The sequence below is a fragment of the Sphingomonas panacis genome (assembly GCF_001717955.1).
Lineage (GTDB): Bacteria > Pseudomonadota > Alphaproteobacteria > Sphingomonadales > Sphingomonadaceae > Sphingomonas > Sphingomonas panacis.
In genome coordinates this window covers 4434849-4461323 of record NZ_CP014168.1, presented here as the reverse complement: position 1 = coordinate 4461323, position 26475 = coordinate 4434849, and the positions used below count along the sequence as shown (strand labels likewise).

General features: G+C 64.8%; 28 protein-coding genes and 1 riboswitch. Of the genes, 14 read left to right on the top strand and 14 right to left on the bottom strand.

The window, feature by feature from the left end:
- Positions 1 to 53 precede the first annotated feature (53 nt).
- Both J0A91_RS24945 and pdxR read left to right on the top strand, forming a co-directional pair.
- Entirely contained in the window at positions 54 to 713 is a 660-nt protein-coding gene (locus tag J0A91_RS24945) for a CGNR zinc finger domain-containing protein (RefSeq protein WP_069206476.1), read from the top strand.
- 75 nt (positions 714 to 788) lie between these two features.
- Positions 789 to 2246 carry a MocR-like pyridoxine biosynthesis transcription factor PdxR gene (gene pdxR, locus J0A91_RS20625; RefSeq protein ID WP_240502105.1) on the top strand — a complete coding sequence of 486 codons (1458 nt, stop codon included), beginning with the start codon at positions 789 to 791 and terminating at the stop codon, positions 2244 to 2246.
- Positions 2247 to 2260: 14 nt separating this feature from the next.
- On the opposite strand, the gene J0A91_RS20620 is transcribed toward pdxR, so the two are convergent.
- The 3 genes from J0A91_RS20620 to J0A91_RS20610 all read right to left on the bottom strand — a co-directional run bounded on the left by J0A91_RS20620 (position 2261) and on the right by J0A91_RS20610 (position 4113).
- Positions 2261 to 2884 carry an FMN-dependent NADH-azoreductase gene (locus tag J0A91_RS20620; protein WP_069206475.1) on the bottom strand — a complete coding sequence of 208 codons (624 nt, stop codon included), beginning with the start codon at positions 2882 to 2884 and terminating at the stop codon, positions 2261 to 2263.
- Positions 2881 to 3339: a GNAT family N-acetyltransferase gene (locus J0A91_RS20615; RefSeq protein WP_069206474.1), complete on the bottom strand. Its 459-nt coding sequence runs from the start codon at positions 3337 to 3339 to the stop codon at positions 2881 to 2883. The genes J0A91_RS20620 and J0A91_RS20615 overlap by 4 nt, the downstream gene beginning before the upstream one ends.
- Before the next feature lie 255 nt (positions 3340 to 3594).
- On the bottom strand, positions 3595 to 4113 hold the full coding sequence (locus J0A91_RS20610; RefSeq protein ID WP_069206473.1) for a winged helix-turn-helix transcriptional regulator: 519 nt from the start codon (positions 4111 to 4113) through the stop codon (positions 3595 to 3597).
- A 93-nt stretch (positions 4114 to 4206) separates the two neighbouring features.
- On the opposite strand from J0A91_RS20610, the gene J0A91_RS20605 reads away from it, so the two are divergent.
- A complete protein-coding gene (locus tag J0A91_RS20605) occupies positions 4207 to 5289 on the top strand; it encodes an NmrA family NAD(P)-binding protein (RefSeq protein ID WP_069207522.1) in 1083 nt (360 codons plus the stop codon).
- 65 nt (positions 5290 to 5354) lie between these two features.
- Here the strand turns inward: J0A91_RS20605 and J0A91_RS20600 are convergent, their stop codons facing one another.
- Together J0A91_RS20600 and J0A91_RS20595 are read right to left on the bottom strand one after the other, a co-directional pair.
- Positions 5355 to 5792: an NUDIX hydrolase gene (locus J0A91_RS20600; protein ID WP_069206472.1), complete on the bottom strand. Its 438-nt coding sequence runs from the start codon at positions 5790 to 5792 to the stop codon at positions 5355 to 5357.
- 37 nt (positions 5793 to 5829) lie between these two features.
- On the bottom strand, positions 5830 to 6270 hold the full coding sequence (locus J0A91_RS20595; protein ID WP_069206471.1) for a GFA family protein: 441 nt from the start codon (positions 6268 to 6270) through the stop codon (positions 5830 to 5832).
- A gap of 83 nt (positions 6271 to 6353) precedes the next feature.
- Between J0A91_RS20595 and J0A91_RS20590 the strand changes: the two genes are divergently transcribed.
- The 3 genes from J0A91_RS20590 to J0A91_RS20575 are packed head-to-tail and all read left to right on the top strand — an operon-like array spanning position 6354 to position 8884.
- Positions 6354 to 7229 carry an NAD-dependent epimerase/dehydratase family protein gene (locus J0A91_RS20590; RefSeq protein ID WP_206364941.1) on the top strand — a complete coding sequence of 292 codons (876 nt, stop codon included), beginning with the start codon at positions 6354 to 6356 and terminating at the stop codon, positions 7227 to 7229.
- Positions 7226 to 8044 (top strand): GNAT family N-acetyltransferase, encoded by an 819-nt coding sequence (locus J0A91_RS25145; RefSeq protein WP_338056908.1) that lies wholly within the window; start codon positions 7226 to 7228, stop codon positions 8042 to 8044. Before J0A91_RS20590 ends, J0A91_RS25145 begins: the two co-directional genes overlap by 4 nt.
- A 6-nt stretch (positions 8045 to 8050) precedes the next feature.
- Positions 8051 to 8884 carry an EamA family transporter gene (locus J0A91_RS20575; protein ID WP_069206469.1) on the top strand — a complete coding sequence of 278 codons (834 nt, stop codon included), beginning with the start codon at positions 8051 to 8053 and terminating at the stop codon, positions 8882 to 8884.
- Here the strand turns inward: J0A91_RS20575 and J0A91_RS20570 are convergent, their stop codons facing one another.
- The 4 genes from J0A91_RS20570 to J0A91_RS20555 all read right to left on the bottom strand — a co-directional run bounded on the left by J0A91_RS20570 (position 8885) and on the right by J0A91_RS20555 (position 12334).
- Positions 8885 to 9769 (bottom strand): NAD(P)-dependent oxidoreductase, encoded by an 885-nt coding sequence (locus J0A91_RS20570; RefSeq protein WP_069206468.1) that lies wholly within the window; start codon positions 9767 to 9769, stop codon positions 8885 to 8887.
- A 63-nt stretch (positions 9770 to 9832) separates the two neighbouring features.
- On the bottom strand, positions 9833 to 10744 hold the full coding sequence (locus tag J0A91_RS20565; RefSeq protein WP_069206467.1) for a cyclase family protein: 912 nt from the start codon (positions 10742 to 10744) through the stop codon (positions 9833 to 9835).
- Complete coding sequence (locus J0A91_RS20560; protein WP_069206466.1) at positions 10741 to 11295, bottom strand: CGNR zinc finger domain-containing protein; 555 nt, start codon at positions 11293 to 11295, stop codon at positions 10741 to 10743. Before J0A91_RS20560 ends, J0A91_RS20565 begins: the two co-directional genes overlap by 4 nt.
- A gap of 259 nt (positions 11296 to 11554) precedes the next feature.
- Complete coding sequence (locus J0A91_RS20555) at positions 11555 to 12334, bottom strand: class I SAM-dependent methyltransferase (RefSeq protein WP_069206465.1); 780 nt, start codon at positions 12332 to 12334, stop codon at positions 11555 to 11557.
- A gap of 77 nt (positions 12335 to 12411) precedes the next feature.
- Here J0A91_RS20555 and J0A91_RS20550 point away from each other — a divergent pair, with 77 nt between their 5' ends.
- On the top strand, positions 12412 to 13188 hold the full coding sequence (locus J0A91_RS20550) for an MmyB family transcriptional regulator (RefSeq protein WP_069206464.1): 777 nt from the start codon (positions 12412 to 12414) through the stop codon (positions 13186 to 13188).
- Here J0A91_RS20550 and J0A91_RS20545 read toward each other — a convergent pair.
- Positions 13152 to 13769, bottom strand: coding sequence for a TetR/AcrR family transcriptional regulator (locus tag J0A91_RS20545; protein ID WP_069206463.1), 618 nt, complete (start codon positions 13767 to 13769; stop codon positions 13152 to 13154). The genes J0A91_RS20550 and J0A91_RS20545 overlap by 37 nt on opposite strands.
- A gap of 55 nt (positions 13770 to 13824) precedes the next feature.
- Between J0A91_RS20545 and J0A91_RS20540 the strand changes: the two genes are divergently transcribed.
- A complete protein-coding gene (locus J0A91_RS20540; protein WP_069207520.1) occupies positions 13825 to 14751 on the top strand; it encodes an alpha/beta hydrolase family protein in 927 nt (308 codons plus the stop codon).
- Between the two features lie 297 nt (positions 14752 to 15048).
- Positions 15049 to 15269: riboswitch (cobalamin riboswitch) on the top strand.
- Positions 15270 to 15399: 130 nt separating this feature from the next.
- Complete coding sequence (locus J0A91_RS20535; RefSeq protein WP_150127009.1) at positions 15400 to 15957, top strand: hypothetical protein; 558 nt, start codon at positions 15400 to 15402, stop codon at positions 15955 to 15957.
- Here J0A91_RS20535 and J0A91_RS20530 read toward each other — a convergent pair.
- The gene (locus tag J0A91_RS20530; RefSeq protein ID WP_069206461.1) at positions 15942 to 17345 is read right to left on the bottom strand and encodes a short-chain fatty acyl-CoA regulator family protein; all 1404 of its coding nucleotides are present in this window, start codon (positions 17343 to 17345) and stop codon (positions 15942 to 15944) included. The genes J0A91_RS20535 and J0A91_RS20530 overlap by 16 nt on opposite strands.
- 175 nt (positions 17346 to 17520) lie before the next feature.
- Between J0A91_RS20530 and J0A91_RS20525 the strand changes: the two genes are divergently transcribed.
- From J0A91_RS20525 to prpB, 5 genes are read left to right on the top strand one after another with little or no spacing between them, the layout of a single operon-like run.
- Positions 17521 to 17772: a hypothetical protein gene (locus J0A91_RS20525; RefSeq protein WP_240502104.1), complete on the top strand. Its 252-nt coding sequence runs from the start codon at positions 17521 to 17523 to the stop codon at positions 17770 to 17772.
- Positions 17769 to 20393, top strand: coding sequence for a Fe/S-dependent 2-methylisocitrate dehydratase AcnD (gene acnD, locus J0A91_RS20520; protein WP_150127008.1), 2625 nt, complete (start codon positions 17769 to 17771; stop codon positions 20391 to 20393). Before J0A91_RS20525 ends, acnD begins: the two co-directional genes overlap by 4 nt.
- A complete protein-coding gene (gene prpF / locus J0A91_RS20515; RefSeq protein ID WP_069206458.1) occupies positions 20390 to 21550 on the top strand; it encodes a 2-methylaconitate cis-trans isomerase PrpF in 1161 nt (386 codons plus the stop codon). Before acnD ends, prpF begins: the two co-directional genes overlap by 4 nt.
- Before the next feature lie 16 nt (positions 21551 to 21566).
- Positions 21567 to 22730 carry a bifunctional 2-methylcitrate synthase/citrate synthase gene (gene prpC / locus J0A91_RS20510; protein WP_069206457.1) on the top strand — a complete coding sequence of 388 codons (1164 nt, stop codon included), beginning with the start codon at positions 21567 to 21569 and terminating at the stop codon, positions 22728 to 22730.
- A gap of 14 nt (positions 22731 to 22744) precedes the next feature.
- On the top strand, positions 22745 to 23665 hold the full coding sequence (gene prpB / locus J0A91_RS20505; protein ID WP_069206456.1) for a methylisocitrate lyase: 921 nt from the start codon (positions 22745 to 22747) through the stop codon (positions 23663 to 23665).
- A gap of 52 nt (positions 23666 to 23717) precedes the next feature.
- Here prpB and J0A91_RS20500 read toward each other — a convergent pair whose 3' ends face one another.
- The 3 genes from J0A91_RS20500 to J0A91_RS20490 all read right to left on the bottom strand — a co-directional run bounded on the left by J0A91_RS20500 (position 23718) and on the right by J0A91_RS20490 (position 26473).
- Positions 23718 to 24215, bottom strand: coding sequence for a flavin reductase family protein (locus J0A91_RS20500; protein ID WP_069206455.1), 498 nt, complete (start codon positions 24213 to 24215; stop codon positions 23718 to 23720).
- Between the two features lie 47 nt (positions 24216 to 24262).
- Positions 24263 to 25261, bottom strand: coding sequence for a bile acid:sodium symporter family protein (locus tag J0A91_RS20495; RefSeq protein WP_069206454.1), 999 nt, complete (start codon positions 25259 to 25261; stop codon positions 24263 to 24265).
- 183 nt (positions 25262 to 25444) lie between these two features.
- Positions 25445 to 26473 (bottom strand): methionine synthase, encoded by a 1029-nt coding sequence (locus tag J0A91_RS20490; RefSeq protein ID WP_069206453.1) that lies wholly within the window; start codon positions 26471 to 26473, stop codon positions 25445 to 25447.
- Positions 26474 to 26475 lie beyond the last annotated feature (2 nt).

The window sequence follows — 26475 nt, the reverse complement described above, 5'->3', positions numbered from 1 at the left end:
CGCGATCAACCACATGTGTTATAACCGACTCGAATGCTTTTACAGGTTAGAATGTGATCGATACACGCGCAATCCGATTTGGCGGCCAGGACACGCCACAGGGCTTCCAGTTCGAGCTGAGCGGTGGCGCGGTGGCTCTGGATTTCGCGAACACCCTCGATGAGCGCCCTCGCGGGGGTCTGGAGAGGATTGCCGACTATCCGGCGTTGGCCCTGTGGTCCGTGCAGAGCGGCTTTCTCACAGAAGGCAAGCGCGCGACCCTGTTGGCGGCGGCTCAGCAAGAGCCCGCTGCTGCGGCGGCTGTGCACGCCCAGGCGTTGGCGCTGCGCGAGTTGATCTTCGCGACGATCAAGGCGACGATCGCCTCCGAGGTGTTGAGCGACGAGCAGGTCCATTGCTGGAATGATTGGCTCAAGCGTACGCAGGCCAGCCGCCGCCTTTCGTGGGGAGGGAGCGGCCTCGCGTGGAAGCAGCCCGACATCGCTGCCGCATTGGACGGCATCCTCCTCCACGTCGCCGATGCAGCAATTCAGCTGTTCCTCGATACCGACGCACGCAGCCGTCTGCGCCTGTGCGCGTCCGACGATTGCGACTGGGCTTTCCTCGATCGGAGCCGACGTCAGAACCGGGTCTGGTGTGACATGACGGTGTGCGGCAACCGCGCCAAGGCAGCGCGACATTACCGCCGAAAGGTGGGGATATCCGAAAGCTGACCTCGCCGCCGGCATGACGCGGGACACGATCCGATCATATGAGGGAGCAGCGACTCCCATAGTGAAGTGACTGATGTGACGCTGGACAAATCTTCCAAGGATAGTTCGCCGCCAGCGGACTTCCGGTTTGAGATCAATCGAACCCTGGCGCTCCCGCTCACGGATCAGATCTGCGCCGCCATCCGGACCGCGATCCGGCAAGGGGCACTCGCCCCCGGTGCGCGCCTTCCATCCTGGCAGGACCTCTCCGCACAGCTCGGCGTGGCACGCGGCACAGTACGCGCTGCCTATTATCGCCTCACGGACGAAGGCCTGATCGCCTCTTTGGGGGCGGCCGGCACCCATGTTGCGCATTCCCCGATGCAAGCATCTCCCGCCACGGCAGACCGGTTCGCCGACCTTCGTTCCTCGCTCGATCTCTTCGGCGCCGGGCCGCCTGGCATCTTTCAGATGGGCGTGCCGGCCCACGACGCCTTCCCGGCAAAGCTGTGGGCGCGTCTGCACCGCCGGGCGGCCGATGCCGGGGCGCTGCGCACGCGCTATCTCGATCCGCGCGGGATCGACGCGTTGCGCCACCAGATCGCCGCTCATCTTGCGCTGGCGCGCGGGCTGCAATGCACGCCGGGGCAGGTCTTCATCACCACCAGCTTCCGAGGTGCTCTTGGGCTGGTGCTTCAGGCTCTCCCTTCCGCGCGGCGGCGCGCCTGGGTGGAGGACCCAGGCTATCCCGTCTCGCGCCACGGCCTGGAGCTGGCTGGCTTTTCTCCTGTTCCCGTCGCCGTGGACGGCCAGGGCATCGATGTGGGTCTCGGCATCGCGCTCGCCCGGGACGCCGGGCTGGCGGTCGTGACACCGGGGCAGCAGGCACCGCTCGGCCATACCCTGTCCCCGGAGCGGAGGCAGGCACTGCTTGCCTGGGCGAGGGAAAGCGATGCCTGGATCATCGAGGATGATTACCTCAGCGAACTTCACCTCGACGGTCGGGCCGCTCCGGCGCTCGCGGCCAGCGATACCGATGGCCGGGTGATCCATATCGGAACCTTCAGCAAGACGATCAGCCCGTCGCTTGGCATCGGTTTCCTCGTTGCCCCGGAAGCGTTGATCGCGCCGTTGATGCGAGTGGCGACCTATCTCGCTCCGCCGCCCAATTATGCCGCGCAGGCCGCCCTGGCCGAATTCCTCGCGGACGGTCACTATCTGCGCCATCTGCGGCGCATGAAGCTGCTCTACCGCAAGCGCCGCGAGGTGGTGCTCGATGCCCTGCAGGCGGCCGGCAGCGTCCGGGCAGCGGGGCTGGCTGTTCATGTACCGCTCGCGCGCGAGACGGACGATGTGTGGCTCGTCGGGCGTTTGCGGGAGGAAGGCTTCGCCCCAACGGCGCTGTCGCAATGGTATGCCTCGCAGGCGCCTGAGAAAGGATTGGTCATTGGCATCACCAATGCGGCCGCCGAAACTATGCCGAGCGATGCTGCGCGCCTGCTGTCCCTGATCAGGAATGACTTTGGGCCCGCGCCGCAAAGCCGGGGAGTGTAGCACGCGCAACGTCGCTACGCTCCCATGTGACGCAGGATGTCGTCGACCCGTTTGAGAAGCGCATGGGTCTGCTGCTCCAGGTCGCTCGCCGTGGCTCTGGCGGTGCGCTGCACCGGCAGGAAGTGGACGGAGCGGACGCCAATGCAGCCCAGCACCGCCGACAGATAGGGCGTCAGAAAGTCCGGCTGCGCTGCGCCCTCGCCATGAAAATGTCCGCCTGACGCGATGGCGACGAAGACCGGCTTGTCGGGGAGCAATCCGACCTTGCCGTTCGCGCCCGGTGCGAAGGTGTGGAAGGGGCGGATAACAAGGTCGATCCAAGCTTTCAGCGCGGCGGGCACGGTGAAGTTATGCATCGGGGTGCCGATAACCAGCATGTCTGCTGCCACCAGTTCGGCGATCGCGGCGGCGGAGCGATCCAGCGCGGGCGAAGAAAAGCCGATTTCTGCCTGCCCCGCGACAAGCGCAGAAGCATAGAGTCCGTCGATCCTGTCAGGGGGCGCCACGCCAAGATCGCGCCGGATCTGGGTCGCACCGGGTCGGACTGCGACGATGCGCTGCACGATGGCGGTGCTCAATGCCCTGCTGTGGGACTCGGTACCGCGCGGGCTGCAGGTGAGATGCAGGATTTGGCTCATGCCGGGGTGCCGATCGGCTTGATGAAGCCGGCGATCCGTTCTTCCATCCCTTCGCGCGTGTAGAAACGCCGCGCCGCCAGATTGGCTATCGCCGTATCGAGCACGAGACGCTCGCAGCCCTCCGCTTCAGCGATCCGCTCGAGTTCGCGCAGCAAAAGCCGGCCCAGACCCTTTCCGCGCACACTGTCCAGGGTCACCAGATCGTTGACGAACAGGAAGCGGCCATGGACGAGATTGGTCGAGATCCGGTAGCCGGCGACGGCGGCGTCTCGTTCGCCGTCGCGGCAGACGAGAACCCGGTACCCCTCGGAGCGCATCGCCTCTGCTTGCGCATGCCAGTCGTCCGCCGACAGCAACTTGGGCCGCAACTGTCGGATCACATCGAAGCATGCGGCGAAATCGGCAGGAGTTTCGGCATGGTGGAGCGCTGCCACCTCGGTAGAGGACAGTGTCATTGGGCCTCCGCGGGCTTTGCGTTGTCCCGCTTCTTTTCCCGGACGGGAAAGGCCGAGGAAAGAACCAAGAAGCCTTAATCGCGCTGGACTATGATCGGCAGGCCCGGCCAGCCGACGGGCCTCCGCCCCCAGGTTCCGGTAATCTCAATTGGCGCGTTCACGCGGGCGAGAACGGGCCGCAGGCAGACCTCGTCCAGCCGGGATACTCTGCGCGCTCAGGGCCGGGGGCGTGCCCGCGTTTCAAAGGTTATGAGCCTATGTCGCCTGGCTTCTTGCCGCACGCTCCGCTTCGCCGTGCGCGAGCCGCCATTGCATCGCTTCGTCCGCTGCCGGGCCGGCTGCGATCCGCAGCTTCGGCCGGGCAAGCGGCGCGCCCGTCGCTGCATCGACCACCGCCAGTTTGAGCCGGGCACCCGTCTCCGCATCAAGAAAGTGCAGCGGCTCGGCGGCAGCTTCACGCGCGCGCCAGGTGTCTCCGATCTGCACCATGGCCTGCAGGAGGAGCGCGAGATCGCGGCCTTTCGCTGTGGGGATATAGTCGTAGCGATCGGGGCGGCGCTGATATTGCCGCCGCTCGATCAATCCCGCCTCCTGGAGGCTTCGAAGCCGGTCGGAGAGCGTTGCATTCGTGATACCGGTGGAGCGTTGCAGATCGTCGTATCTGGTGAGACCCAGCAGCAGATCGCGCATCACCAGCATGCCCCAGCGATCGCCGAGCGCCCCCATCACCTCGGCCATGGAACAGGCCATTCCTTCGAAGCCCTTTGAACGCATTGCTAATCCCCGTTGCATAGTCACTCCTATAATCAGAGTTGACTAACTCCTATTATCAGAGTTAAGAAGCTGACATCAATGGCGGAGACGAAGATGCCGACAGTTTCTCGAATTTTCGTGATCGGGGCGACCGGGGCGCAGGGTGCGCACGTAGTACGCGGGCTGGTCGAAGACGGTCGATATGAGGTTCTCGCCCTGACCCGTGATGCAGAATCGATGCGCGCGCGGGAGCTGGCGGCGCTGGGGAACGTGTCCTTTCTGCAAGGTACATTCGCGGACGAGGCGATGCTGCGCGAGGGCATGCGCGCTTGCGATGGCGCATTCGTAAACATCGACGGCTTCAATACCGGCGAAAAAACCGAAATCTATTGGGCGATGCGCGCCTATGAGATCGCCCTGGAGGAAGGCGTGCGGTTCTTCGTCTATGGTAATCTCGATTACACCTTGAAGAAATCCGGCTACCGCTCGCAATTCCGCACCGGCCATTATGACGGTAAGGGAAGGGTCGGCGAGTGGATCCTTCAACAGAACGGGTCGAACGGCGATCGGATGGGCGCAGCGCTGTTTACCAGCGGTCCGTATATCGAGATGGCGTTTTCGGGACAGACACCCATGACACCACGGATCGAAGACGGCGTGGTGACGTGGCGCGTGCCGCTTGGCGACGGGGCGGTGGTCCATGTCGCGCTTGAGGACTGCGCTTATTATGTGCGGTGGCTGTTCGACCATCAGGAGCGCGCCAACGGCATGGATCTTGAAGTCGCGATCGAGCATGTCCGCTACGCGGATCTGGCAGCCGCTTTCGAGCGCGTGACCGGGTACCCCGCGCGCTATGTCGATACGGACCTCGACAGCTATTTTGCGCCCATCAATGCGGTCGCCGACCGGCCCGCCGGCTACAACGCCGATCCGAATGACAAGAGCACGATGAGCTTCCGCGACAATTTCAGTGGCTTCTGGAATCAGTGGAAATACGGGATCATAACCCGAGACTATGGGCTGCTGGATGAGATCCATCCCAAGCGGATCCGCAGCGCTGAGGACTGGCTCCGTCGCGAAGAGCGCCGCGCCCAGGAAACCGGCGGTCCGACTTTATGGGAGCGCATCCAACCGGACGCGATCAACCGCCGCCCCGTGCTGAAAATGAGCGAGGACGGGCGGCGCGGCGCGCTTTGACATCGCCGCATCAGCTCCCCTGATGCGTTCCCACTGTGCTAGAGGCTCGCAGCTTTTCCACGCTGTTATGCGTCCATCGCTGCAGCCTGAAGCGCGATATCGGCGACGCCGAAGCTCATCGCGAGCGCGGTGTCGCGCAGATCCGCCAGCGGGTGCCAAGCGGCTTCAAGTGCATCGTCGCCCGCCATCGGCGATCCGGCGATCCAGCGACACAACACTGCGATCAGGACATAATGGTGATTGATCGACCCATCCTCGGCCCGATCGAGGACGTCGACGCAGTTGAACACCGGGCCTGCTTCCCCCTGGATGCCGGTTTCCTCAAGCAACTCGCGAACGGCGGCCTGCGCGATCGTCTCACCAAAGTCGATCTTGCCACCAGGAAAGCCCCACAAGCCGACGTCCGGCGGGTTGGCGCGACGGACCAGCAGGACGGATCCATCCCGGATCACGGCGGCAATCGTGGCCGGCACAGGTCTGCGAGCGGGTGATGGGGTGATCATATTTGGATGTACGTCATCTTCTTATCGTACGACAGACTTACGCCGGATCGCTCTGGTCGTTCGGGATGTAGCGCAGGGTTCCGGCACGCACGGTAACCCCGCCATTGTCGCGGGAGTGGCGGACGCCGTCGACGACCGGAACTTCGGCGAAGTCGAAAGGGCTTACCCCGTCCAGGCAGGCGACGTTGACGCCGTACTGGTTCGGATTGGATCGACGTTGATGGTGGGTGTAGATCCCGCAGCGCGAGCAGAAGAAATGTTGCGCCGTTCCCGTGTTGAAGCGGTAGCTGGTCAGCATGTCTTCGCCCTGGAGCAGGCGGATGCCGCCCAGTTCGGCCGAGACCGCGACCGCGCCGCGCATCCGGCAATAGGAGCAGGTGCAGCGACGGATCGTGTTGAAGCCATCGCTCAACTTGGCTTCGAACCGCACAGATCCGCAATGGCATCCACCGAGGATGGTGTTGACTGCTTCCGTCATAGGCGCATTCCCTTGCGACAATACCAGATTACAGGAGTAGCGGTTTGGCGCCCGACGGCCAGCCGCAAGAATTGTGATTTCGATTGTACCATTGGCTTGAGGGCGGCGGGTACCACGACGATGGTACAGGCAAAGCCAACAGTCTTGGTGCTTCCCAGGCGCTGCGTTGCGCTGCACCTGATGCGCAGATCATCAAGGAGGGCGCAATGCCTCATACTATCTTCCTGGCGGGTGCCGCCGGCGTTATCGGGCAGCGATTGGTTCCATTGTTGCTGGAGCAGGGGCACATAGTCTTCGGTACGACGCGCTCGGCGCACCGTGCTACCGACCTTGAGGCGGCGGGCGTCCGGCCGGTGATCGTCGATGTGTTCGATGCCGAAGCCCTGGCGCGCGCGGTGGCAGACGCTGCGCCCACGGTGGTCATCCACCAGCTGACCGATCTTTCCGGCGACATGGCTGCGGATCCGGAAGCGGCCCGACGCGCCAATGCCCGGCTGCGCCGCGAAGGCACGCCCAACCTGGTGCGAGCAGCAGTGGCAGCCGGCGCCCAGCGGATTATCGCGCAGAGCATCGCCTGGGCCTATGCGCCGGGCACGCCGCCCTATGCGGAGGAAGACCTGCTGGAGGTCGATGCGGAAGGCGCGCGGGGCACGACGATCCGCGAAGGCATCGTCCCGCTTGAGCGCGCCGTGCTCGAGACGCCGGGGATCGAAGGCGTGGTGCTGCGCTACGGCCAGCTCTTCGGCCCCCGAACCTGGAGCGAGACGCCGGATGGCGCATCGCCGCTGCATGTCGACGCCGCAGCCTACGCCGCTTTTCTCGCGATCGATCACGGGGCGCCGGGCATCTACAACGTCGCCAATCCGGGCGGCGAGGTCCGCATCGACAAGGCTATTTCGGCACTCGGCTGGCGCCCGGACTTCCGTATGATCGCAGACCAAGGGGTGCCCACCGCATGACGGATCCTTCGCCTCCCCCCGGCGCGGTCGCCGTGATCTTCGTCTCGGGCCGCACACAGGCAGATGCCGAGGGGTATGCCGCCGCGGCCGAGGCCATGGCAACCGCCGCGGCAGCGCGAGACGGCTATCTGGGGATCGTCTCATCACGTGATGCTGCCGGCGTCGGAATTACCGTCAGCTGGTGGCGCAACCATGCCGATGCGCTCGCGTGGAAGGAGGATTCCGATCATTCGCGCATCCGCGAGCAGGGGCGGGCGGTCTGGTATGACTGGTATCAGGTTATCGTGGCTACGGTGGACCGTGCCTATGACTGGCAGCGATCCCTTTCCCTCTTAAAAGCGGAAGAAGGCCCGGCTTTTGAAGTTCGCGAGGATGATCTGAGTGGGGAGGAGACCCGCGCCCTGCTGGCGCTGCACCTGGCAGGCATGTGGGCGGATTCCCCGCCGGACAATGTTCACGCGCTTGATCTGACCGGGCTTACGATTCCTGAAGTGACGGTTTGGACGGCATGGGCCGGCCCGCGCGTCGCTGCCGTCGGCGCGCTAAAAACGCTGCCTGACGGTACGGCCGAGGTGAAGTCGATGCGCACCCACCCGGACTTCCTCCGCCAGGGAGCGGCCCAGGCCATCCTCGACACGATCATTGCCGTGGCCAAGGCTCGCGGCGTTCGGCGGCTAAGCCTCGAAACAGGAAGCCTGCCGTCGTTCGGCCCGGCCGTCGCGCTCTATCACAGTCGGGGATTTGAGGAGGGCCCGGCTTTCTCGCACTATACAGACGGCGGCTTCAGCCGTTTTCTTCACCTCGATCTTGCCTGACTGCGCGTGATCGCTGCCGTCTTCCCTGTCATCCTGGTCGCAGCAGCGCTGCATGCAACCTGGAACGCGATCATCCGGGGCGGGGAGGACAGGGGGCTGATGACCGCCCTGGTTACAGGGTCCGCAGCAGCAATCGCCGTGATCGGCTTGCCGTTCCTGCCACCGCCCGTGCGCCAGAGCTGGCCCTTCCTGGCTGGATCGGCGGTCCTGTCTATCAGCTATTATGGGCTGGTCGCTTGGACGTATCGGGTCGCGGAGATGAGCCGCACTTATCCGCTGATGCGGGGTGCCGCGCCATTGCTGGTCGCAATAGCAAGTACGACTATCCTGGGCGAACCATTGCGCTGGCAGGCCTGGTGCGGTGTCGCCGTCATCTGTGCCGGTATCCTCGGTGTGGCAGGAAACCCGCTCCGCTCGCTGGACAAGGGTGCGGGCCTCGCGTCGCTCAATGCGGTTGTCATTGCCGGCTACACGATGGTCGATGGTGCTGGCGTGCGGCATTCGGGAACCGCAGCGGCCTACACCTTGTGGATCTTCCTGCTCACCGGCATTCCGATGACGAGCTGGGCGATCTTCCGGCGCGGCCACGCGTTCCGCGTCTCTCTGGGGCGGAACTGGCGCCTGGGCATTGTCGGCGGTGCAAGCACCACCGCATCCTATGGTCTCGCGCTGTGGGCCATGACACTGGTCCCCGTCGCCATTGTAGCGGCGCTTCGGGAAACGGCGATCCTGTTCGGTGTCCTGATATCGGCTGTTTTTCTTAAGGAGCCGGTGGGGCCCGGGCGCGTCATCGCGGCGGTGCTCATTACCGCCGGAGCGGCTCTGCTGCGCGCCAGTTGATCACCCTTTCCGCTGGTCGCGCGTGGCCTCCTCAAGCGCGCGAAGCACCCCGATCATGTCGATGCCGCCCAATCCCATTTCGTCAGCCTTTGCATAGAGTGCGTTCGCCTGGTCCAGCAAAGGCGTGGCAACCGCCGAGGAATGGGCCGCATCAGCGACCAGTCGACTGTTCATCAGCACGTCAGCGAGGCTGGCCTGGGGCGCAAAGTCGTCGTTCACGAGCTTGTCGAGCTTCACGCGTGATACGTCGCTGGACATGGGGCCGGCATCGATGACGGCGCGGAACAGCGCGATATCGAGCCCAGCGGCGCGGGCGAAGTGTGCCGCTTCCATCAAGCCGGTAACCATGGTGATCAGGAAGAGGTTGACGGCCAGTTTCATGGCCAGGCCACCGGGCACGCGGCCGCAGGCAAAGGTCTTGCTGCACATCGGCTGGACCAGGTCGCGCACCGTGGCGACGTCGGCCTCCTCGCCGGAGACCATGGCGACCAAGGAGCCCTGCTCAGCCGGCACTCGCGACCCGGAAACCGGTGCCTCGACGTAGCGACCGCCCGCCGCTTCGACTGCGGCAGCCAGTTTCCGCGAAAAGTCAGTCGACGTCGTCCCCATATGGACGATCAGGCGGCCGCGAACATTGTCAGTGAACGCCGGGGATCCGCGTTCCAGCACATCATCGATCGCCGCCTCGTTGGCGAGCATGAGCAGCACGGTGGCGGCGCCCCGAATGGCATCCCTGGCCGTGGGCGCGATCGTTGCGCCGAGCTCGCCAAGACGCTCAAGCGCCGGCAGCGACCGATTCCACACCGTCAGATCCAGCTGTGTTTTCAGAAGATTGGTCGCCATCGGCGCACCCATATGGCCCAGACCCAGAAACGCGACAGTCATCAAAACCTCCTCGGCTTCCGCGCCGCAAAGGCGACGCGGGCGGAACTAAGCACTCTGGTCGGATCAGGCCTCACGGCCATCGATGATCGCATGCGCACGAACCGGGAATGTGCCGACTTCCTTGAACTTGGGCGGCACGGCCCAGAAGCGGAAGCCTTCCGCAGGCAGCGACTGGAGATTGGTCAGGTGCTCGACGATCGGGATGCCGGCCGCGAGCAGCACCGAATGGACGGGCCGCGTCCCACCACACGTATCGTCAATGTTGAATGAGTCGATCCCGACCAGCCGCGCGCCGCTGTCGCGCAGATGGATCGCCGCCCGTTCGGTCAGATGGACATGGTTCTCGAAATATTGATCCGTGCGCCAATGCGCGTCCCATCCGGTATGGACGAGGACAGCCTTGTCGCGCACGTCGACGGAGGCAAGCATTGTCCAGTCGATCGCGCGGCCCATCGCCCCCGTCACGTTGATCACGACGCCTGGGCAGTCAGATACCGTGTCGAGGCTCAGTCCCGACAAATCATAGCCGTCGGCGTAGCGATGGAAGGGCGTGTCGAGATACGTGCCGGTGTTGCCGACCATCTCGATCCGATCGATCTGGAACTCGGTGCCGGGATCATAGCTCTGGCGCGATGCCTCGCGCGAAAGATGGTCGCAGATCAGCGGCGCCGGAAGGCCCTTGTAGGTGATCATGCCAGCTTCGATCACATGGCTGAGATCGATCCGCTGCGCTTGCGCATTCGCTGCGACCGGCGTTTTGCGCGCCCGCTTGTGCGGTTCCTGGATGATGCGCTTGTTGAGAATGTTGACGCGGGCAACCATCAGCAGCCGCAGGTCGGCGATGACGTAGGCGCCGAGAGTGTCGTCTGTGATGTCGTCATGCTCGATGTCGAGACGGAATTCCTGACCCTGAAGCGCGCCGCCGTTGGCGAACTCGATCTCGAAATCGAACTGGACGCGATGTTCTGTACTCATCTGGCGCTCCCTTCCTGGGCTTTTCTGGCGCGGTGGTCCCGTACCTTCGCGCGGTTGCCGCAGCCGCTAGCCGACGAGCACCAGCGGCGCTTCCCGGCCGGTGATTTATCGACGAACATCATCCGGCATTCCGGGCAAAGGCGAACTCGACCGGCCTGGGCGTCGGCGAGCGTTCCGACCGCATCGCCGGCGAGCAATGCAAGGGCCGCACGCACGCCATCCCGGGCGACGTGAACGACTTCGCCGTTGACCCATTGTGGACGGGGCGGGGTTCCCTGCGCCAAATCATTGATCCCATCGATGTCGGCTGGCACTGGCATTTCGCCATTCACGATCGCGAGAGCCGCTCGATAGAGCGCGTCCCGCAGCGCGCGGGCATCGACCAGATCGGCTTCGAGCGCTTCTCTATCATCGAGATCGAGCAAGGATGCCTGGCGCAGCCAGCGCGTGAAATCCTGCGGCGTCGCCAAGCGTTCGATGTCAGCCCCACCACGGTTACCCACGGTGTCAACAAGGCAAAGTGCAGGAGAGCCGGCTGAAAACTCGAACATGGCGACCGAGTAACAGGATGATGTGGTTACGTCAATATTGCGGCAGTCGAGATGCCTACGAGCGCTGCGCCCTCGATGCAGCCATCGTCCGAGGGAAGGATGAACGTTCGCATAAATGGGTCTCATGGCTCGCCGGCCCGATATTTGAGCATCGTGCCGGTGAGCCGTTACGCCTTGCTACGCTCGCCGCGTCTTGCGGCATCCAAAATATCGCGACGCAAGCGTTCGACTGCGCCGGCGTATGTCGGGCCGTCCCGAATCAGAGTGCGCGCGCCCGGCAGGCCGATGCTTCGATTTGCAGCGCATCGATAGAGAAGGATCCATCGGCTTCGATCGCGAAATAGGCGGCGGTTTCGGCTGATGCCAGTTGCTGCAGGGCGCGGATCGCTGTCCGATGCGCATCCGGCGTCCTCATCCGTTCGACCCAGGATGTGAACTCCATCCGCAGGCGCCGCTTCACCGTGCTGCGCACCCGAAACCCCGCTCTATCCAGCGCGGCCGCCCACTCGCTTTCGGTATGGTCGCGGACGTGGGACGGGTCGCGCAGCAGTTCGACCGCCTGGAGATGGGTGTCGAACGGCGCGTGGCCCGGAGAAATCACGTCGACGAAAATCGCGGTCGCACCCGGCTTCAGGACGCGGCGGGCCTCGCGCAACCCGGCATTCCAGTCGCGCCAGTGGTGAGCGCTGAAGCGGGTGGCGAGGAGATCGAAGCTGGCATCGTCGAACGGCAGTTGCTCCGCGGGAGAATTGCAAATCTCGAAATTTGACAAGCCCCGCTGCTTTGCGGCCGCCTGAACCGCTTCCAGCATTGCTGCCGACAGATCGACCGCCGTGACGGTGCCGCTATGCGGTGCGAGCCGATAGGCAACATGGCCGCCGCCCGTTCCCAGATCGAGCGCACGCGGAGCGGCTTCGCGCCGCGCGATCGCCTCGACCGCATCCAGGTCTTCGCCCTGTGCATGCACGATACTGGTGACATAGGCGTCTGCCTGACTTCCGAATTGCGCTTCGACGACAGTCTCATGGGAACGGGTCATAATTTCCTCCTGCGGACATCTGCAGGCAATCAACAACCTGTTACAAGAGACCTTCTTATCCTGTTATAAGCTGACACATGCTATCGGACGAAAAACGCAAACTCCTGGGCCACTTCATCCGCTCGCATCGCGAGCGGGTGATACCGGATCTTCAGGTCCGCCGCCGCCGAACGCCTGGGTTGCGCCGCGAGGAGCTGGCCGCACGAGCGGGCATTGGTGTGACGTGGTGCGCCTGGATCGAGCAGGGCAGGGAGGTGCGCGTCTCGGCCGAAACGCTGGCGCGCCTCGCCGTGGCATTGGCGCTCACCCCCGCCGAACGCGCCTATCTTTTCGAACTGGGAGATAGGCGCGATCCCGATGCGCCCCCGACGGTGTCGACATCCACTGCACCCGAGGGTGTGTCTGCGCTGGTCGAGGCGCTCCCCTTTCCGGCCTATGGGCTGGACCGGCTGTGGAATGCCTGCTGTTGGAACGCTCCTGCGGAGCATCTGTTCGCCGACTGGCTGGGACCGGGCCGCCAGCGCAACCTGCTACGCTACACCTTCCTGGAAAGGTCGGTTCGGTCGCTGCTGCCCGACTGGGAAGAGCGTGCAAGACGGCTGCTTGCAGAGTTCCGGGCGGATTGCGCGCGGATTCTCAACGACGCTGACCTTGCCGCATTCACTGCGGACCTGTGTGTGGAATCTACCCTATTCGCGCAGGAATGGGAGGCACAGAGCGTCTCGGCGCGGGAGGGCGGTCTGCGAGATTTCATTCATCCGCAAGACGGCGTGCTCAGCTATCGCCAGCATACTTTCACAGCAGCGGAGCGCCCGGACTATAAGCTTGTGGCACTGATCCCTTCGCCAGGCTGACCGTCCATGACGCCTGCGCGAAGGAGCGTGACTGCGGCGTCGGCGGCCGATTCCATGTAGCTGGCGTCGCGATGGAGCAGCACGACCGCAAAGCCACCGTCCATGAGCAGAATCAGCTGGCGGGCCAGGACGCGGGCATCCTGGTCGTAACCCGCGCTTTCCAGGACGATGCAGATCCAGTCTTCCACCCGCCGCTTATGCGCGCGTCCCGCCGCGATCGCCGGATGGCCGGGCAGGTCGAACAGTTCGACGGACGTGCGCAGGAAACCGCAGCCTTTCCATTTGCGGTGTCGGGCCGATGCCGCGAGGCGCAGGAACACGCTGCGGATCTTGTCGGCGACATCGCCTTGCGCTTCTTCGAACCAACGCTGGAACAGGCGCAAATTGGGGGCATCGCGTGCCTGCAGATAAGCGGCGATCAAATCGTCCTTGCTGCGGAAATGATAGTAGAGCGTCTTCTTGGTGATGCTCGCCTTGGCAGCGACAGCGTCCATGCTGACCGCACGAATGCCTTCGCCGTAGAACAGTGCCGAAGCCGCATCGATGATGCGCTCGCGGGTCGGGGCGGACGGGCGGGTCATACCTATACTCACTAGTGAAGATACCCGGCATCGTCGATCCCCTAGCATGTGGCTTATGCACAAGCGTGAACCAAACGAAGCCTCGCCAGACGGCATGCCGGTCCACTTCCCCTGCGACGATGGCGTCCTGCTGGGCGGCACGCTCTGGATCTCGACGGGGGGCAGTGTCGGGCAGGTGATTCTCAATCCCGCGACCGGGGTGCTGGCGCGTTACTATCATCGCTATGCGCGCTTCCTCGCTGCCCATGGGTTCGATGTGCTTACCTATGACTATCGCGGCATCGGCGCCTCTCGACCTGCGGATCTTCGTGGATGCGGATATCGCTGGGTGGATTGGGGCTTGCTCGATTTCGAGGCTGCACTGGCCTTCATGGGAGCGCGCAGAGGGGCGGGGCCGCTAAGCGTCGTCGGCCACAGCTTCGGCGGGGTCATCCCAGGCCTGGCGCGAAGTGCTGCCGCCCAGGTCGATCGGTTGCTGACGGTCGGTGCCCAATATGCCTGGTGGGGCGATTATGCGTGTGATCGCCGGGCTGCGCTTTTTGGAAAATGGCACGTGTTCATGCCGCTGCTCACCGCGGTGTTTGGCTACTTCCCCGGCAAACGGCTGGGATGGTTGGAGGACCTTCCTGCTGGCGTCGCTCATGCCTGGAGCTTTGGCGGGCCGCTGTTCGAGAGCCGATGGGAGCGCGATGAGAAACCTGAGCTGCGCGCCCGGATGTCTGCGTTTCGCGCGCCTATTCTGGCGGTGGCTGTGTCTGACGATGAACTCGGCACGCCCCAGGCAATCCGCCGCACACTCAATTATTATCAGGGCGCCCCTCGCACGACTGTGCTGCTGCGCCCCTCGGATCTTGGACGGCAAGCCATCGGCCATTTCAACTTGTTCCATGACTCCCACGCAGCCGGATTGTGGCAAGACACCCTTTCCTGGCTCACATCTGGAGTGAATCCATGGCCGCAGCGGACGATCGACGATCTCTAGTCGCTGGTTCGCGCCGTGCACCTATCACCGGGCAACGGGTTTCGCTGGCTCCAAGTGTCGACGTTTGACGGGCAAAATGAACTGGATTGAGAGGGCGTGGGCTGGGACAAATCTGCCGTCCGCAGCGCCCTCGCCGAACGGCGGGTTAAGCCGAGATCTGCCATTCACGAGTGCCCCGAAAAGGACGGTATTTTTGGGGCAGCGCGGTTCCTTAAATGACGTTCCGCTTGGCTTTTCCAAAATCTTGCACCTTACGCCACCATAAGCTCGGTGGTATGCGCGCGTGCCCGGCTTGCCGGGAGAGAACATCGCTGCGGTTCCCCGCGAGGGGATTAAACGGGAATGTGGGACGAGGGGCGACCTTCAGTCCGCGGCTGTCCCTGCAACTGTAGGCGGCGAGCAAGGATTCTGGGTAGGCGCCGATGTGCGATCTGCCGACCACTGGGTGCAAGCCTGGGAAGGTGCATCCGAAGCGACGACCCGCGAGCCAGGAGACCTGCCGGAGCGGTTCGCTGATGCCTTGCGTCCAGGGGATGGCAGAGGCGCGGACGACCGTCCGAACGGCGATGGATTGCGCAGGCGCGCGCGTGGGATTCCTGCGCGTGCCACATCGGCGGTGTGTGCCTGCGCCCGAGCGTGAGGACAGTAGTGAGACGGAATTACGATCGGTCGGAGCGGGTTAACGATCGAAGGGCAGCCGAGACCTACCGGCTTGCCGATATGGTCAGCGTGACCGCCTCGACGCCGGAATGGGCACGGTTGAACTTCACGTCGATCAGGCGTCATCATCTCGGGTTAGCCCTGCGATGGGACGAGGCGCGTCGTCAGATCTCGGCGGCACTTCGCGGGGTGGTGAAACGCGAATGGATCGATGGCGCGGATCATCTGCTGGTCGAAACAACGCACCCGGACCTGTCGCTGCGGTCGATCATCCTGCGGTGTACGGATGCGCTGGTGGGGCCAGCACGTCGGCCCCTGACACCACGCCTGCTCATGGCCGCCCTGTCGATCACCAACAAGGAACGGCTCCGCTGGACCAAGGACGGCCGTTTGCCACGCTCGGGATCGGTCACGATCCGGGCTGCACATCCTGTATCTGTCAGCACCTACGGGGTCGATACTGTCGCCGAGCTCGTCGCCGATCCGTCGATCATCGCCGCATGGCGGCGCGCTGATGCCAGCGCCGAGCGTCAGGCAACTGGATAGGGAACCGGAGCGGCGGTGTTCTCGTCGATGGTGAGCGCCCGCCCGATCGGCGGAAACGCACGCTGCGGGCAGGCCGGGCGCTCGCACACCTTGCACCCGGCACCGATCGGCGTCGCGAAGGAGGGATCGGCGAGATCGAGGCCGCGCGAATAGACGAGCTGACCGGCATGGCGCAGGTCGCAGCCGAGCCCGATCGCGAACACCTTCTCCGGCTCACCGAACCCGGCAGACCCGCTCGCCACCGTTCGCGCAACCCAGAGGTAGCTGCGACCATCGGGCATCTGAGCAACCTGGCGCAGCACGCGCCCTGGCTGCGCGAATGCCTCATAGACATTCCAGAGCGGGCAGGTGCCGCCGACGCGCGAGAAGTGGAAGTCGGTCGCAGATTGCCGTTTGGAGATATTGCCCGCCCGGTCGACGCGGACGAAGAAGAACGGCACGCCGCGTGCCCCTACGCGCTGGAGCGTCGACAGGCGGTGGCACACCGTCTCGAACCCCACCCCGAAGCGCCGCCCAAGACGCTCGATGTCGTAGCGTTCGGCTTCGGCGGCAGCGAGGAAGTCCGCATAGGGGAGGACCAGCGCGCCTGCGAAATAATTGGCGAGGCCGATCCGCCCCAGGCGGCGCGCCTCCGCATCGGCGAGGACTGGATCGTCGGCAAGGTCGTCGATCACGTCGCCGAGTTCGATAAAAGCGAGCTGGGTTGCCATCTGGAACACGCGCTGGCCCGGTGTCAGCGAGGCGGACAGCGTTAGCGCCTGTGCAGCGGGATCGAAACGGCGTGGCGCGGTGGTAACGTCGGTCAGCACCGCGATCCCGTGCCGCGCCTTCAGCCATGCCGTCAGCCCATCGTGGATCGTGCGCGGGCTGAGACCCGCGTCGCGATAGAGGCGTTCGGCCGCCTCATCCAGCAACTCGACATGGTTGTGGCGGGCATAGAAGAAATCCCGGACTTGCTCGAAGGGCTGGCGGGCACGATCCCCGATGCTCCATTCATCGCCCAGCTCGGCCGCCATCGCATCGCCGCGCTCGATCGCATCGCGATACCGCCGATGCAACGCGACTAGCGTGCGGCCGACCGCGGGCATGTTCGTTGCCAGCTCGCGCAGTTCGGCAACGGACACCGCCTCCTCGACGTCGGCGATCGCGTCGCGGATGTCGGTCATCAGGCGGGCTTCCTCGTCCTCCGAGAAGATCTGCACATCGACGCCGAACGCCGCGTTGAGCTTCAAAAGGATCGGGACGGTCAGCGGACGCTGGTTTTGTTCGAGCTGGTTGAGATAGCTGGGCGAGATGTCGAGCGCTTGGGCAAGCTCGACCTGCTTTAGCTTGCGCTCCTCGCGCAAGCGCCGAAGCCGGACCCCCATGAATGCCTTGCGCGCCACCATAACTTCGCAACCTTCGCAGATTTGCTGATCGACCTTCGCAGGACTTCGCGCTTTCAGCCCTGTAAAAGCGCGCCCGTTTGCGGATTATGCGAATATGCTTGCTACCGCCCAACCGCAAGGTGCCGACCTTCTCGAACGTGTCCTCGGGGCAGCGACGGCACGCGCACGAGAAGTCTTGGGGGGAAGCGTTTCGCTTCACCGCTGCCACGATATCGAACTGCGCGCCGAGCTGGATGATGTCGTGTTCGAGGCATCGTGCGTCAGCCGCAGTGACGATGGTCTCGTCATCGCCGTCTTCGCCAGCGGGCGCGACGCAGCGGGATGCGACTGCATGGTCGCCGCTGGCCGCTTCACCTTCTCGACCTTCACCCGACCGAGCGCGTCGATCGCCACGCGGCTCGCCCAATGGAACCCGGGAACCCGATGAACACTGCTTATCAGAAACCGCTCGACGGTACGGCTCTCGCTTACTTCGATGCGCGTGCCGCGATCGAGGCGATTCGCCCCGGGGCCTATGACACGCTTCCCTATGTGTCGCGCGTGCTGGCTGAGCAACTGGTTCGCCGCTGCGACCCGGCGCTGTTGAACGACGCGCTGATCCAGATCGCCGATCGCCGGCGCGATCTCGATTTTCCCTGGTATCCGGCCCGCGTCGTCTGCCACGACATCCTCGGGCAGACGGCGCTGGTCGACCTCGCGGGCCTGCGCGACGCCATCGCCGATCAGGGCGGCGATCCCGCCAAGGTCAATCCCGTTGTCCCGACCCAGCTCATCGTCGACCACAGCTTGGCGGTCGAGCATGGCGGCTTCGACCCCGACGCCTTCGCCAAGAACCGCGCGATCGAGGACCGGCGCAACGAGGACCGCTTCGACTTCATCGAGTGGACCAAGCGTGCCTTCGACAACGTCGATGTGGTGCCGGCGGGGAACGGCATCATGCACCAGATCAACCTGGAGAAGATGTCGCCGGTCATTCAGGTCCGCGACGGCATCGCGTTCCCGGATACCTGCGTGGGCACGGACAGCCACACGCCGCATGTCGACGCACTCGGCGTGATCGCGGTGGGTGTCGGTGGCCTTGAGGCAGAGACGGTCATGCTCGGCCGCCCGTCGATGATGCGACTCCCCGATATCGTCGGCGTGGAGCTTACGGGGCGGCGGCCGGAAGGCATTACCGCGACCGACATCGTCCTCGCGCTGACCGAGTTCCTGCGCAAGGAGCGCGTCGTCGGGGCCTGGCTGGAGTTCTTCGGTCCCGGCGCCGACAGCCTGTCGATCGGCGACCGCGCGACCATCTCCAACATGTGCCCGGAATATGGGGCCACGGCAGCGATGTTCTACATCGATCGCCAGACGCTCGACTATCTGCTGCTCACCAATCGCGCGCCCCAACAGGTCGCGCTGGTCGAGACCTATGCCAAGGCGGTGGGCCTGTGGGGCGATGCGCTGGCGACCGCGCAGTATGAGCGGGTGCTGACCTTCGACCTGGGCAACGTCGAGCGCAACCTTGCCGGTCCGTCGAACCCGCACCGGCGCCTGCCGACCGCCGCGCTCCACGACCGCGGCGTGGCAAAGGATCTCGATGGCGCCATCGCGCAGGAGCGCGAAGGACTGATGCCGGACGGCGCGGTCATCATCGCGGCGATCACGAGCTGCACCAACACCTCGAACCCGCGCAACGTCGTCGCGGCGGGGCTGGTGGCGCAAAAGGCCAATGCGCTCGGCCTGACGCGCAAGCCGTGGGTCAAGACCAGCTTCGCGCCCGGATCGCGGGTGCCCGCGCTCTATCTCGAAGAAGCCGATCTGCTGCGCGAGCTGGAACAGCTCGGTTTCGGCATCGTCGGCTTCGCCTGCACGACCTGCAACGGCATGTCGGGCGCGCTCGATTCTGTCATCCAGCGCGAGATCGTTGAGCGTGACCTTTACACGACCGCCGTCCTGTCGGGGAACCGCAACTTCGACGGGCGCATCCACCCCTATGCCAAGCAGGCGTTCCTCGCCTCACCGCCGCTGGTCGTCGCCTACGCCATCGCCGGCACGATCCGGCTCGACATAGAGAAGGACGTGCTGGGCATCGCGCCCGATGGTCGCGAGGTTCGGCTTGCCGACCTGTGGCCGAGCGATGCCGAAATCGACGCGATCGTGCGCGACCATGTGAAGGCCGAGCAATTCCGCGAGGTCTACGAGCCGATGTTCGCACGCTCGGGCGACAGCAGCGCGCCGGTCAGCCCGCTCTACGACTGGCGTCCGCAATCGACCTATATCCGCCGGCCGCCCTATTGGGACACCAATGGCCTGGGTGCGCTGGCCGCCAGTCCGCGCACGCTCACGGGGATGCGCCCGCTCGCGATCCTGCCCGACAACATCACCACCGACCATCTGTCGCCGTCGAACGCGATCCTGCCGACCAGCGCCGCGGGCGAATATCTGACCGCGATGGGGGTGCCCGAGGAGGACTATAACTCCTACGCAACCCACCGCGGCGATCACCTGACGGCGATGCGCGCGACGTTCGCCAACCCCCAGCTCGTCAACGAGATGGCGGTGGTCGACGGCGCGGTGAAGAAGGGCAGCCTCGCCCGGATCGAGCCGGACGGCACCGTCGTTCGCATGTGGGAGGCGATCGAAACCTATCTCGGTCGCCGGCAACCGCTCATCATCATCGCCGGTGCCGATTACGGGCAGGGATCGTCGCGCGACTGGGCAGCGAAGGGGGTCCGGCTCGCGGGCGTCGAGGCGATCGTCGCCGAAGGGATCGAGCGCATTCATCGCACCAACCTCATCGGCATGGGCGTGCTGCCGCTGGAGTTCATGCCCGGCACCACGCGCCTGGGGCTGAAGGTCGACGGGACCGAGACGTTCGACGTGTCGGGTGCCCCGGATGCCGGCGCACAATTGCTGCTGGTGATCCAGCGGCGTGACGGATCGGCCGAAGAGGTGCCGGTGCTGTGCCGCCTCGACACCGCCGAAGAGGTATCGATCTACGAGGCGGGCGGCGTGCTGCAACGCTTCGCGCAGGACTTCCTCGCGTCGAGCGCGGCAGCATGACGCCGCAGGTCCGCATCCCGGCCACCTATATGCGTGGCGGCACCAGCAAGGGCGTGTTCTTCCGAGTCGAAGACCTGCCCGAACGTGCGCAGGCGCCGGGCGAGGCGCGCGACCGGCTGTTCGCCCGTGTCATCGGCAGCCCCGACCCGTATGGCGCGCACATCGACGGCATGGGCGGTGCGACGTCCAGCACATCCAAATGCGTGATCGTCTCCCCGGCGACCCGAGCGGGCCATGACGTCGATTACCTTTATGGGCAGATCGCGATCGACAGCGGTGCGCTCGACTGGTCGAGCAATTGCGGAAACCTGTCCACCGCGGTCGGGGCCTTCGCGATTGCGGCCGGCTATGTCGACGTTGCCCGAGCGGTCAACGGCCTGTGCACGGTCCGCATCTGGCAGGCCAATATCGGCAAGACCATCGTCGCCCATGTGCCGGTCGCCGATGGGCAGGTCATCGAGACGGGTGATTTCGAGCTCGACGGTGTCGCCTTCCCGGCCGCCGAGATCGTGCTGGAGTTCGTCGACCCCGCCGATGCGTCGGACGCGCTATTCCCGACCGGCCATCCGGTCGATACGCTGAAGGTCGACGACGCCGTCGTGCCGGGCGGCACGATCCTGGCGACCCTCATCAATGCCGGCGTGCCGACCGTCTTCGTCGAGGCGGAGGATCTGAGATATACCGGCGCCGAGCTTCGCGACGCCATCAACGGCGACGTGGACGCGCTCGCCCGCTTCGAGGCGCTGCGCACGGCCGGAGCCGAGGCGATGGGCATCGTCAAGACGACGCGCGCGCCGGCCATCGCCTTCGTCGCCTCTCCCATCGATCACCGCACGTCGAGCGGTCGGGAGGTACTGGCTGGCGAGGTCGACCTGCTGGTCCGCGCGCTGTCGATGGGCAAGCTACACCACGCGATGATGGGCACTGTCTCCGTCGCCATTGCCGCCGCAGCGGCGGTGCCAGGCACGCTGGTCAACAAGGCCGCCGGGGGCGGCGAGCGGACATCGATCCGCTTCGGCCATCCGTCCGGCGCGCTGCGTGTCGGTGCCGAAGCGCACCAGGCGAACGGCCAATGGATCATCACCAAGGCGGTCATGAGCCGCAGCGCGCGGGTGCTGATGGACGGTCATGTCCACGTCCCCGCCGACAGTTTCTGAGAGGAAAGCCAGACCGATGAACGACCTCCCCACCTTCAAGCCGAAGAAATCGGTCGCGCTCTCGGGCGTAACCGCTGGCAACACCGCGCTGTGCACCGTTGGGCGCACCGGCAACGACCTCCACTATCGCGGCTATGACATTCTCGACTTCGCCGAGACGAGCGAGTTCGAAGAGATCGCCCATCTGCTGGTCCACGGCACTCTGCCGACCGCGGCGCAGCTCGCGTCCTACAAGAAGAAGCTACGGACGCTGCGTGGCCTGCCGCGCTCGGTGAAGGACGCACTGGAGGCGATCCCGGCCGCGGCGCACCCGATGGACGTCATGCGCTCGGGCGTGTCTGCGCTCGGCTGCGTCCTGCCGGAAACACACGATCATAATGTTGCCGATGCACGCGACATCGCCGACCGACTGATGGCCTCGCTCGGATCGATCCTGCTCTACTGGTATCATTTCGCGCATCATGGTCGCCGGATCGAGGTGGAGACCGACGACGACAGCATCGGCGGGCATTTCCTCCACCTGCTGCACGGTGAGGCACCGTCCGAGAGCTTCATGCGCGCGATGCACACCTCGCTCATCCTCTATGCCGAGCATGAGTTCAACGCCTCGACCTTCGCCGCCCGCGTGATCGCCGGCACCGGCTCGGACATGTATTCGGCCGTCGCCGGCGCCATCGGCGCCCTGCGCGGTCCCAAGCATGGCGGCGCGAACGAAGTCGCCTATGAAATCCAGAAGCGGTACGCGACCCCCGACGAGGCGGAAGCCGACATCCGTCGCCGCGTCGAGGCCAAGGAGGTCATGATCGGCTTCGGCCATCCGGTCTATACCGTGGCCGATCCGCGTAACGTCGTCATCAAGCGCGTTGCCAAGGCGCTTGCCGACGAGGCGGGTGCCCAGCGCCAATTCGCCGTCGCCGCCCGCATCGAGGAGGTGATGTGGAACGCCAAACGCATGTTCCCGAACCTCGACTGGTTCTCAGCCGTTTCCTACAACCTGATGGGCGTGCCGACCGCGATGTTCACGCCGCTGTTCGTCATCGCACGCACCAGTGGTTGGGCGGCGCATGTCATCGAGCAACGCCAGGACAACAAGATCATTCGCCCGTCCGCCAATTACACCGGCCCCGAAGACCTCGCCTGGGTGCCGCTCGCCGCCCGCGGCGACCATCTCGCTGCCTGAAGGAGTATTTCGCTTTGCCGTACCTTGTTGCCGCCGAACTTCCGACCGAATCCGCAGGCAAGCGCTTCCGTGCCGCGCTGTCGCGCCCGGGCATCTACCGTCTGCCGGGCGCCCACAACGGCCAGTCCGCGATCCAGGCCCGCAATGCCGGGTTCGATGGGCTCTACCTGTCGGGGGCGGCGATGACCGCGTCGATGGGGCTCCCCGATCTGGGCATCATCACCATCGATGAGGTGGCGTTCTTCATCCGTCAGATCGCGCGCTCGGCCGCGCTGCCGCTGCTGGTCGATGGCGACACCGGCTATGGCGAGGCGCTGAACGTCATGCACATGGTGCGGACGTTCGAGGATGCCGGAGCCGGCGCGGTCCATCTCGAAGACCAGATCCTGCCCAAGAAATGCGGCCACCTGAACGGCAAGAGCCTGGTCCCGACCATCGACATGGCGGCCAAGGTCGCGGCCGCTCGTAAGGCGGCGCGGGATCTGGTGATCGTCGCCCGCACCGATGCGGTCGGGGTCGATGGCTTCGACGCCGCGGTCGAGCGCGCCCAGGCCTATGTCGAGGCAGGCGCGGACGCGATCTTCCCGGAAGGGCTGACCAGTCGCGAGATGTTCGAAGCGTTCGCGGCCGCGATGCCAGGCGTGCCGCTGCTCGCCAACATGACCGAGTTCGGCAAGACCCCGTTTTTCACGTCACAAGAATTCGAGGCTATGGGCTACAAGATGGTGATCTGGCCGGTGTCGTCCTTACGCGTCGCCAACAAGGCGCAGGCCGAGCTGTACACCGCGATCCAGCGCGATGGCGGCACGCACAACATGGTCGAGCGGATGCAGACGCGGGCCGAACTCTACGACGTGATCGGGTTGCACGATTACGAGGCGCTGGACGCATCGATCGTGAAGACGATCGTTCCAGAAGCCATGCCGCAGGCGTGATCGACTGGGATCTCGGCCGGTGAGAAGACGGTTGCGATCCTCCCCTCCGGCGCTACCCGATCGGCGTCAGCGTGTGAAAAACGCTGGAGTGAAAGACCAGCGGCATGATCTCCTCCGCGGTCGTGGCACGGTGGAGCCGGAACAGGATGATGTCGTGATCGCCCGCCGCGATCTCCTGCTCGACCGAACAGTCCAGCCAAGCGCCGGCATCGGTCAGGAACACCGCGCCGTCCGGGGTCGTCTCGTATCCAAGCCCTTGGAAGCGATCGCCGCCCTTCTGCGCCAACTGACGCGCGGTCGCGGCGTGGCTCGCTCCGAGGAACGAGATGCCGATGCGACCGAAGCTGCGCAATTGCCGCCAGGTCGCCGAGCCATGCTTAATGCAGACCGAGACGAGGGGCGGCGTGATAGAGATGGCGACGAAAGCGCTCGCCGTCATGCCGACAGGCGCGTCCTGGTCCATCGCACAGAGCGCGGTGACACCGGTCGGGAACCGGCTGAACACACGGCGCAGATCTGTCTCTCCATCGATAGGGGTCAACAGGTTCATCGGTTTCGGTCCTGGAGCGCCAGACGCATCGGCATCGGGGGATGAGATCATGTGCGAGCAGGGACGATCGGAACGGCCGTCTCGGCGCGCCGGGCGTAGCGCCGGGCCAATGCCGCGCAGACCATCAACTGCATCTGGTGGAACAGCATCAGTGGCAAAACGATCAGTCCGACCGCACTGGCGGGGAAGATGATGTTGGCCATCGGCAGGCCGCTCGCCATGCTCTTCTTCGATCCGCAGAACACGATGGCGATCTCGTCTTCGGTGGTGAAGCGCAGGAAGCGGCTTGCCGCCGTGGTTGCGACCAGCACGATGGCCAGCATGACGAGGTCGAGAACGATGACGAGCCCGAGGCTTTGCGGCGTCACCCTGCTCCAGATACCGGCCACGACGCCTGCGCTGAATGCGGAATAGACGACCAGCAGGATCGAGCCGCGATCGACGAGCATCGTCAGCGTCTTCTGCCGGTTCAACCATTCGCCGATCAGTGGTCGTGCGAACTGACCGACCACGAACGGCAGTAGGATCTGGAGCGCGATCTCGCCCACCGCATCCAGCGACATGCCGCCTGTCCCGGCGCTGAGGACCATCGTCGCCAGCAGCGGCGTAATGACCACCCCTGCTAGGTTCGACAGGGATGCGCAGCACAGGGCGGCGGGTACGTTGCCGCGCGCGATCGACGTGAACGCGATCGACGACTGCACCGTCGAGGGCAAGAGCGCGACGAACATCAGCCCGGTGACGAGGCCGCTGTCCAGATGCCCGTCAGCGAGTTTGGCGATCCCGAAGCCCAGTAGCGGAAACACCACGAACGTCGTCACGAAAACCAGCGATTGCAACCGCCAATGGAGGATGCCCGTCCAGATCGCCTGTCGGGAGATCCGAGCGCCATAGATGAAGAACAGGAGTGCGATGGCGGCGTGCACCACGATGTCGAGCACGTCCTTGCCCGCGCCCCGCGCGGGCAGGATCGCGGCGATCACCACCATTGCGACGATCGCAAGGATGTAGGCGTCGATCCGCAGCCGGCTCAGGATGGCCTTCATAGATGATAATCCGGTCTTGCGGTCCGCCGTGACGCGCAGATGCGTGCGAACCGTTTATGCAACGATTTCCCCGGCACCGTGCCCGCCCCGTCATGGACGGGCGGGATCGACCGCGCCGGAGAAACTTTCAGGTAAGGCGCGCCATCGTCCGGGCCGAAAAGGCCAGACGATGACGGCTGTCGCTCAGGCCGCCAGTTCCTTGCGGATGATCTCGGCACCGGCACCCAGCGCCTTCAGCTTGCCCCGAGCGATGTCGCGCGACAGCGGCGCCATCCCGCAGTTGGTGGCGGGCAGGAGCTTGTCGGCATCGACGAAGCGCAGCGCGTTGCGCAGTGTGTCGGCGACCTGCTCCGGCGTCTCGATCGTATCCGTCGCGACGTCGATCGCGCCGACCATCACCTTCTTGCCGCGGATCAGCTCGATCAGGTCCGTCGGCACGCGCGAGTTCTGACATTCTAGTGAGATGATATCGATCTTCGACTTCTGCAGGTTGGGGAAGGTTTCCTCATACTGGCGCCATTCGGAGCCGAGCGTCTTCTTCCAGTCGGTATTGGCCTTGATGCCATAACCATAGCAGATGTGGACGGCGGTTTCGGCCTTCAGCCCCTCGGCCGCGCGCTCCAGCGTGGCGATGCCCCAGTCGTTCGCTTCGTCGAAGAACACGTTGAAGGCGGGTTCGTCGAACTGGATGATGTCGACGCCGGCGGCCTCCAGCTCGCGTGCTTCTTCGTTGAGGATGCGGGCGAACTCCCACGCCAGCTTCTCGCGGCTCCGGTAATGCGCGTCGTAGAGGGTGTCGATCATCGTCATCGGCCCGGGCAGCGTCCATTTGATCGGCTGATCGGTCTGGGCACGCAGGAAACGGGCGTCGTCGACGAACACCGACGTGGGCCGCGAGACGGACCCGACGACCGTCGGCACGCTGGCGTCATAGCGGTTGCGGATGCGCACCGTCTCGCGCTTCTCGAAATCGACGCCGTCCAAATGCTCGATGAACGTCGTGACGAAGTGCTGGCGGGTCTGCTCGCCGTCCCCGAGGATGTCGATGCCCGCCTGCCGCTGATCGTCGACCGCGAGGCGCAGCGCATCCTGCTTGCCCGCGACCAGCTCCTCGCCCTCCAGCTTCCAGGGTGACCACAGGGTCTCGGGCTGGGCCAACCAGGATGGCTTGGGCAGGCTGCCTGCAGTCGTCGTCGGCAACAATGTCGTCATGA

Excerpts from the sequence above, each read along its gene's own strand:
- J0A91_RS20620 (WP_069206475.1), bottom strand. The coding sequence starts at position 2,884 with ATGAGCCAAATCCTGCATCTCACCTGCAGCCCGCGCGGTACCGAGTCC.
- J0A91_RS20615 (WP_069206474.1), bottom strand. The coding sequence starts at position 3,339 with ATGACACTGTCCTCTACCGAGGTGGCAGCGCTCCACCATGCCGAAACT.
- J0A91_RS20610 (WP_069206473.1), bottom strand. The coding sequence starts at position 4,113 with ATGCGTTCAAAGGGCTTCGAAGGAATGGCCTGTTCCATGGCCGAGGTG.
- J0A91_RS20605 (WP_069207522.1), top strand. The coding sequence starts at position 4,207 with ATGCCGACAGTTTCTCGAATTTTCGTGATCGGGGCGACCGGGGCGCAG.
- J0A91_RS20600 (WP_069206472.1), bottom strand. The coding sequence starts at position 5,792 with ATGATCACCCCATCACCCGCTCGCAGACCTGTGCCGGCCACGATTGCC.
- J0A91_RS20595 (WP_069206471.1), bottom strand. The coding sequence starts at position 6,270 with ATGACGGAAGCAGTCAACACCATCCTCGGTGGATGCCATTGCGGATCT.
- J0A91_RS25145 (WP_338056908.1), top strand. The coding sequence starts at position 7,226 with ATGACGGATCCTTCGCCTCCCCCCGGCGCGGTCGCCGTGATCTTCGTC.
- J0A91_RS20570 (WP_069206468.1), bottom strand. The coding sequence starts at position 9,769 with ATGACTGTCGCGTTTCTGGGTCTGGGCCATATGGGTGCGCCGATGGCG.
- J0A91_RS20565 (WP_069206467.1), bottom strand. The coding sequence starts at position 10,744 with ATGAGTACAGAACATCGCGTCCAGTTCGATTTCGAGATCGAGTTCGCC.
- J0A91_RS20560 (WP_069206466.1), bottom strand. The coding sequence starts at position 11,295 with ATGTTCGAGTTTTCAGCCGGCTCTCCTGCACTTTGCCTTGTTGACACC.
- J0A91_RS20555 (WP_069206465.1), bottom strand. The coding sequence starts at position 12,334 with ATGACCCGTTCCCATGAGACTGTCGTCGAAGCGCAATTCGGAAGTCAG.
- J0A91_RS20550 (WP_069206464.1), top strand. The coding sequence starts at position 12,412 with ATGCTATCGGACGAAAAACGCAAACTCCTGGGCCACTTCATCCGCTCG.
- J0A91_RS20545 (WP_069206463.1), bottom strand. The coding sequence starts at position 13,769 with ATGACCCGCCCGTCCGCCCCGACCCGCGAGCGCATCATCGATGCGGCT.
- J0A91_RS20540 (WP_069207520.1), top strand. The coding sequence starts at position 13,825 with ATGCACAAGCGTGAACCAAACGAAGCCTCGCCAGACGGCATGCCGGTC.
- J0A91_RS20530 (WP_069206461.1), bottom strand. The coding sequence starts at position 17,345 with ATGGTGGCGCGCAAGGCATTCATGGGGGTCCGGCTTCGGCGCTTGCGC.
- acnD (WP_150127008.1), top strand. The coding sequence starts at position 17,769 with ATGAACACTGCTTATCAGAAACCGCTCGACGGTACGGCTCTCGCTTAC.
- prpF (WP_069206458.1), top strand. The coding sequence starts at position 20,390 with ATGACGCCGCAGGTCCGCATCCCGGCCACCTATATGCGTGGCGGCACC.
- prpC (WP_069206457.1), top strand. The coding sequence starts at position 21,567 with ATGAACGACCTCCCCACCTTCAAGCCGAAGAAATCGGTCGCGCTCTCG.
- J0A91_RS20500 (WP_069206455.1), bottom strand. The coding sequence starts at position 24,215 with ATGAACCTGTTGACCCCTATCGATGGAGAGACAGATCTGCGCCGTGTG.
- J0A91_RS20495 (WP_069206454.1), bottom strand. The coding sequence starts at position 25,261 with ATGAAGGCCATCCTGAGCCGGCTGCGGATCGACGCCTACATCCTTGCG.
- J0A91_RS20490 (WP_069206453.1), bottom strand. The coding sequence starts at position 26,473 with ATGACGACATTGTTGCCGACGACGACTGCAGGCAGCCTGCCCAAGCCA.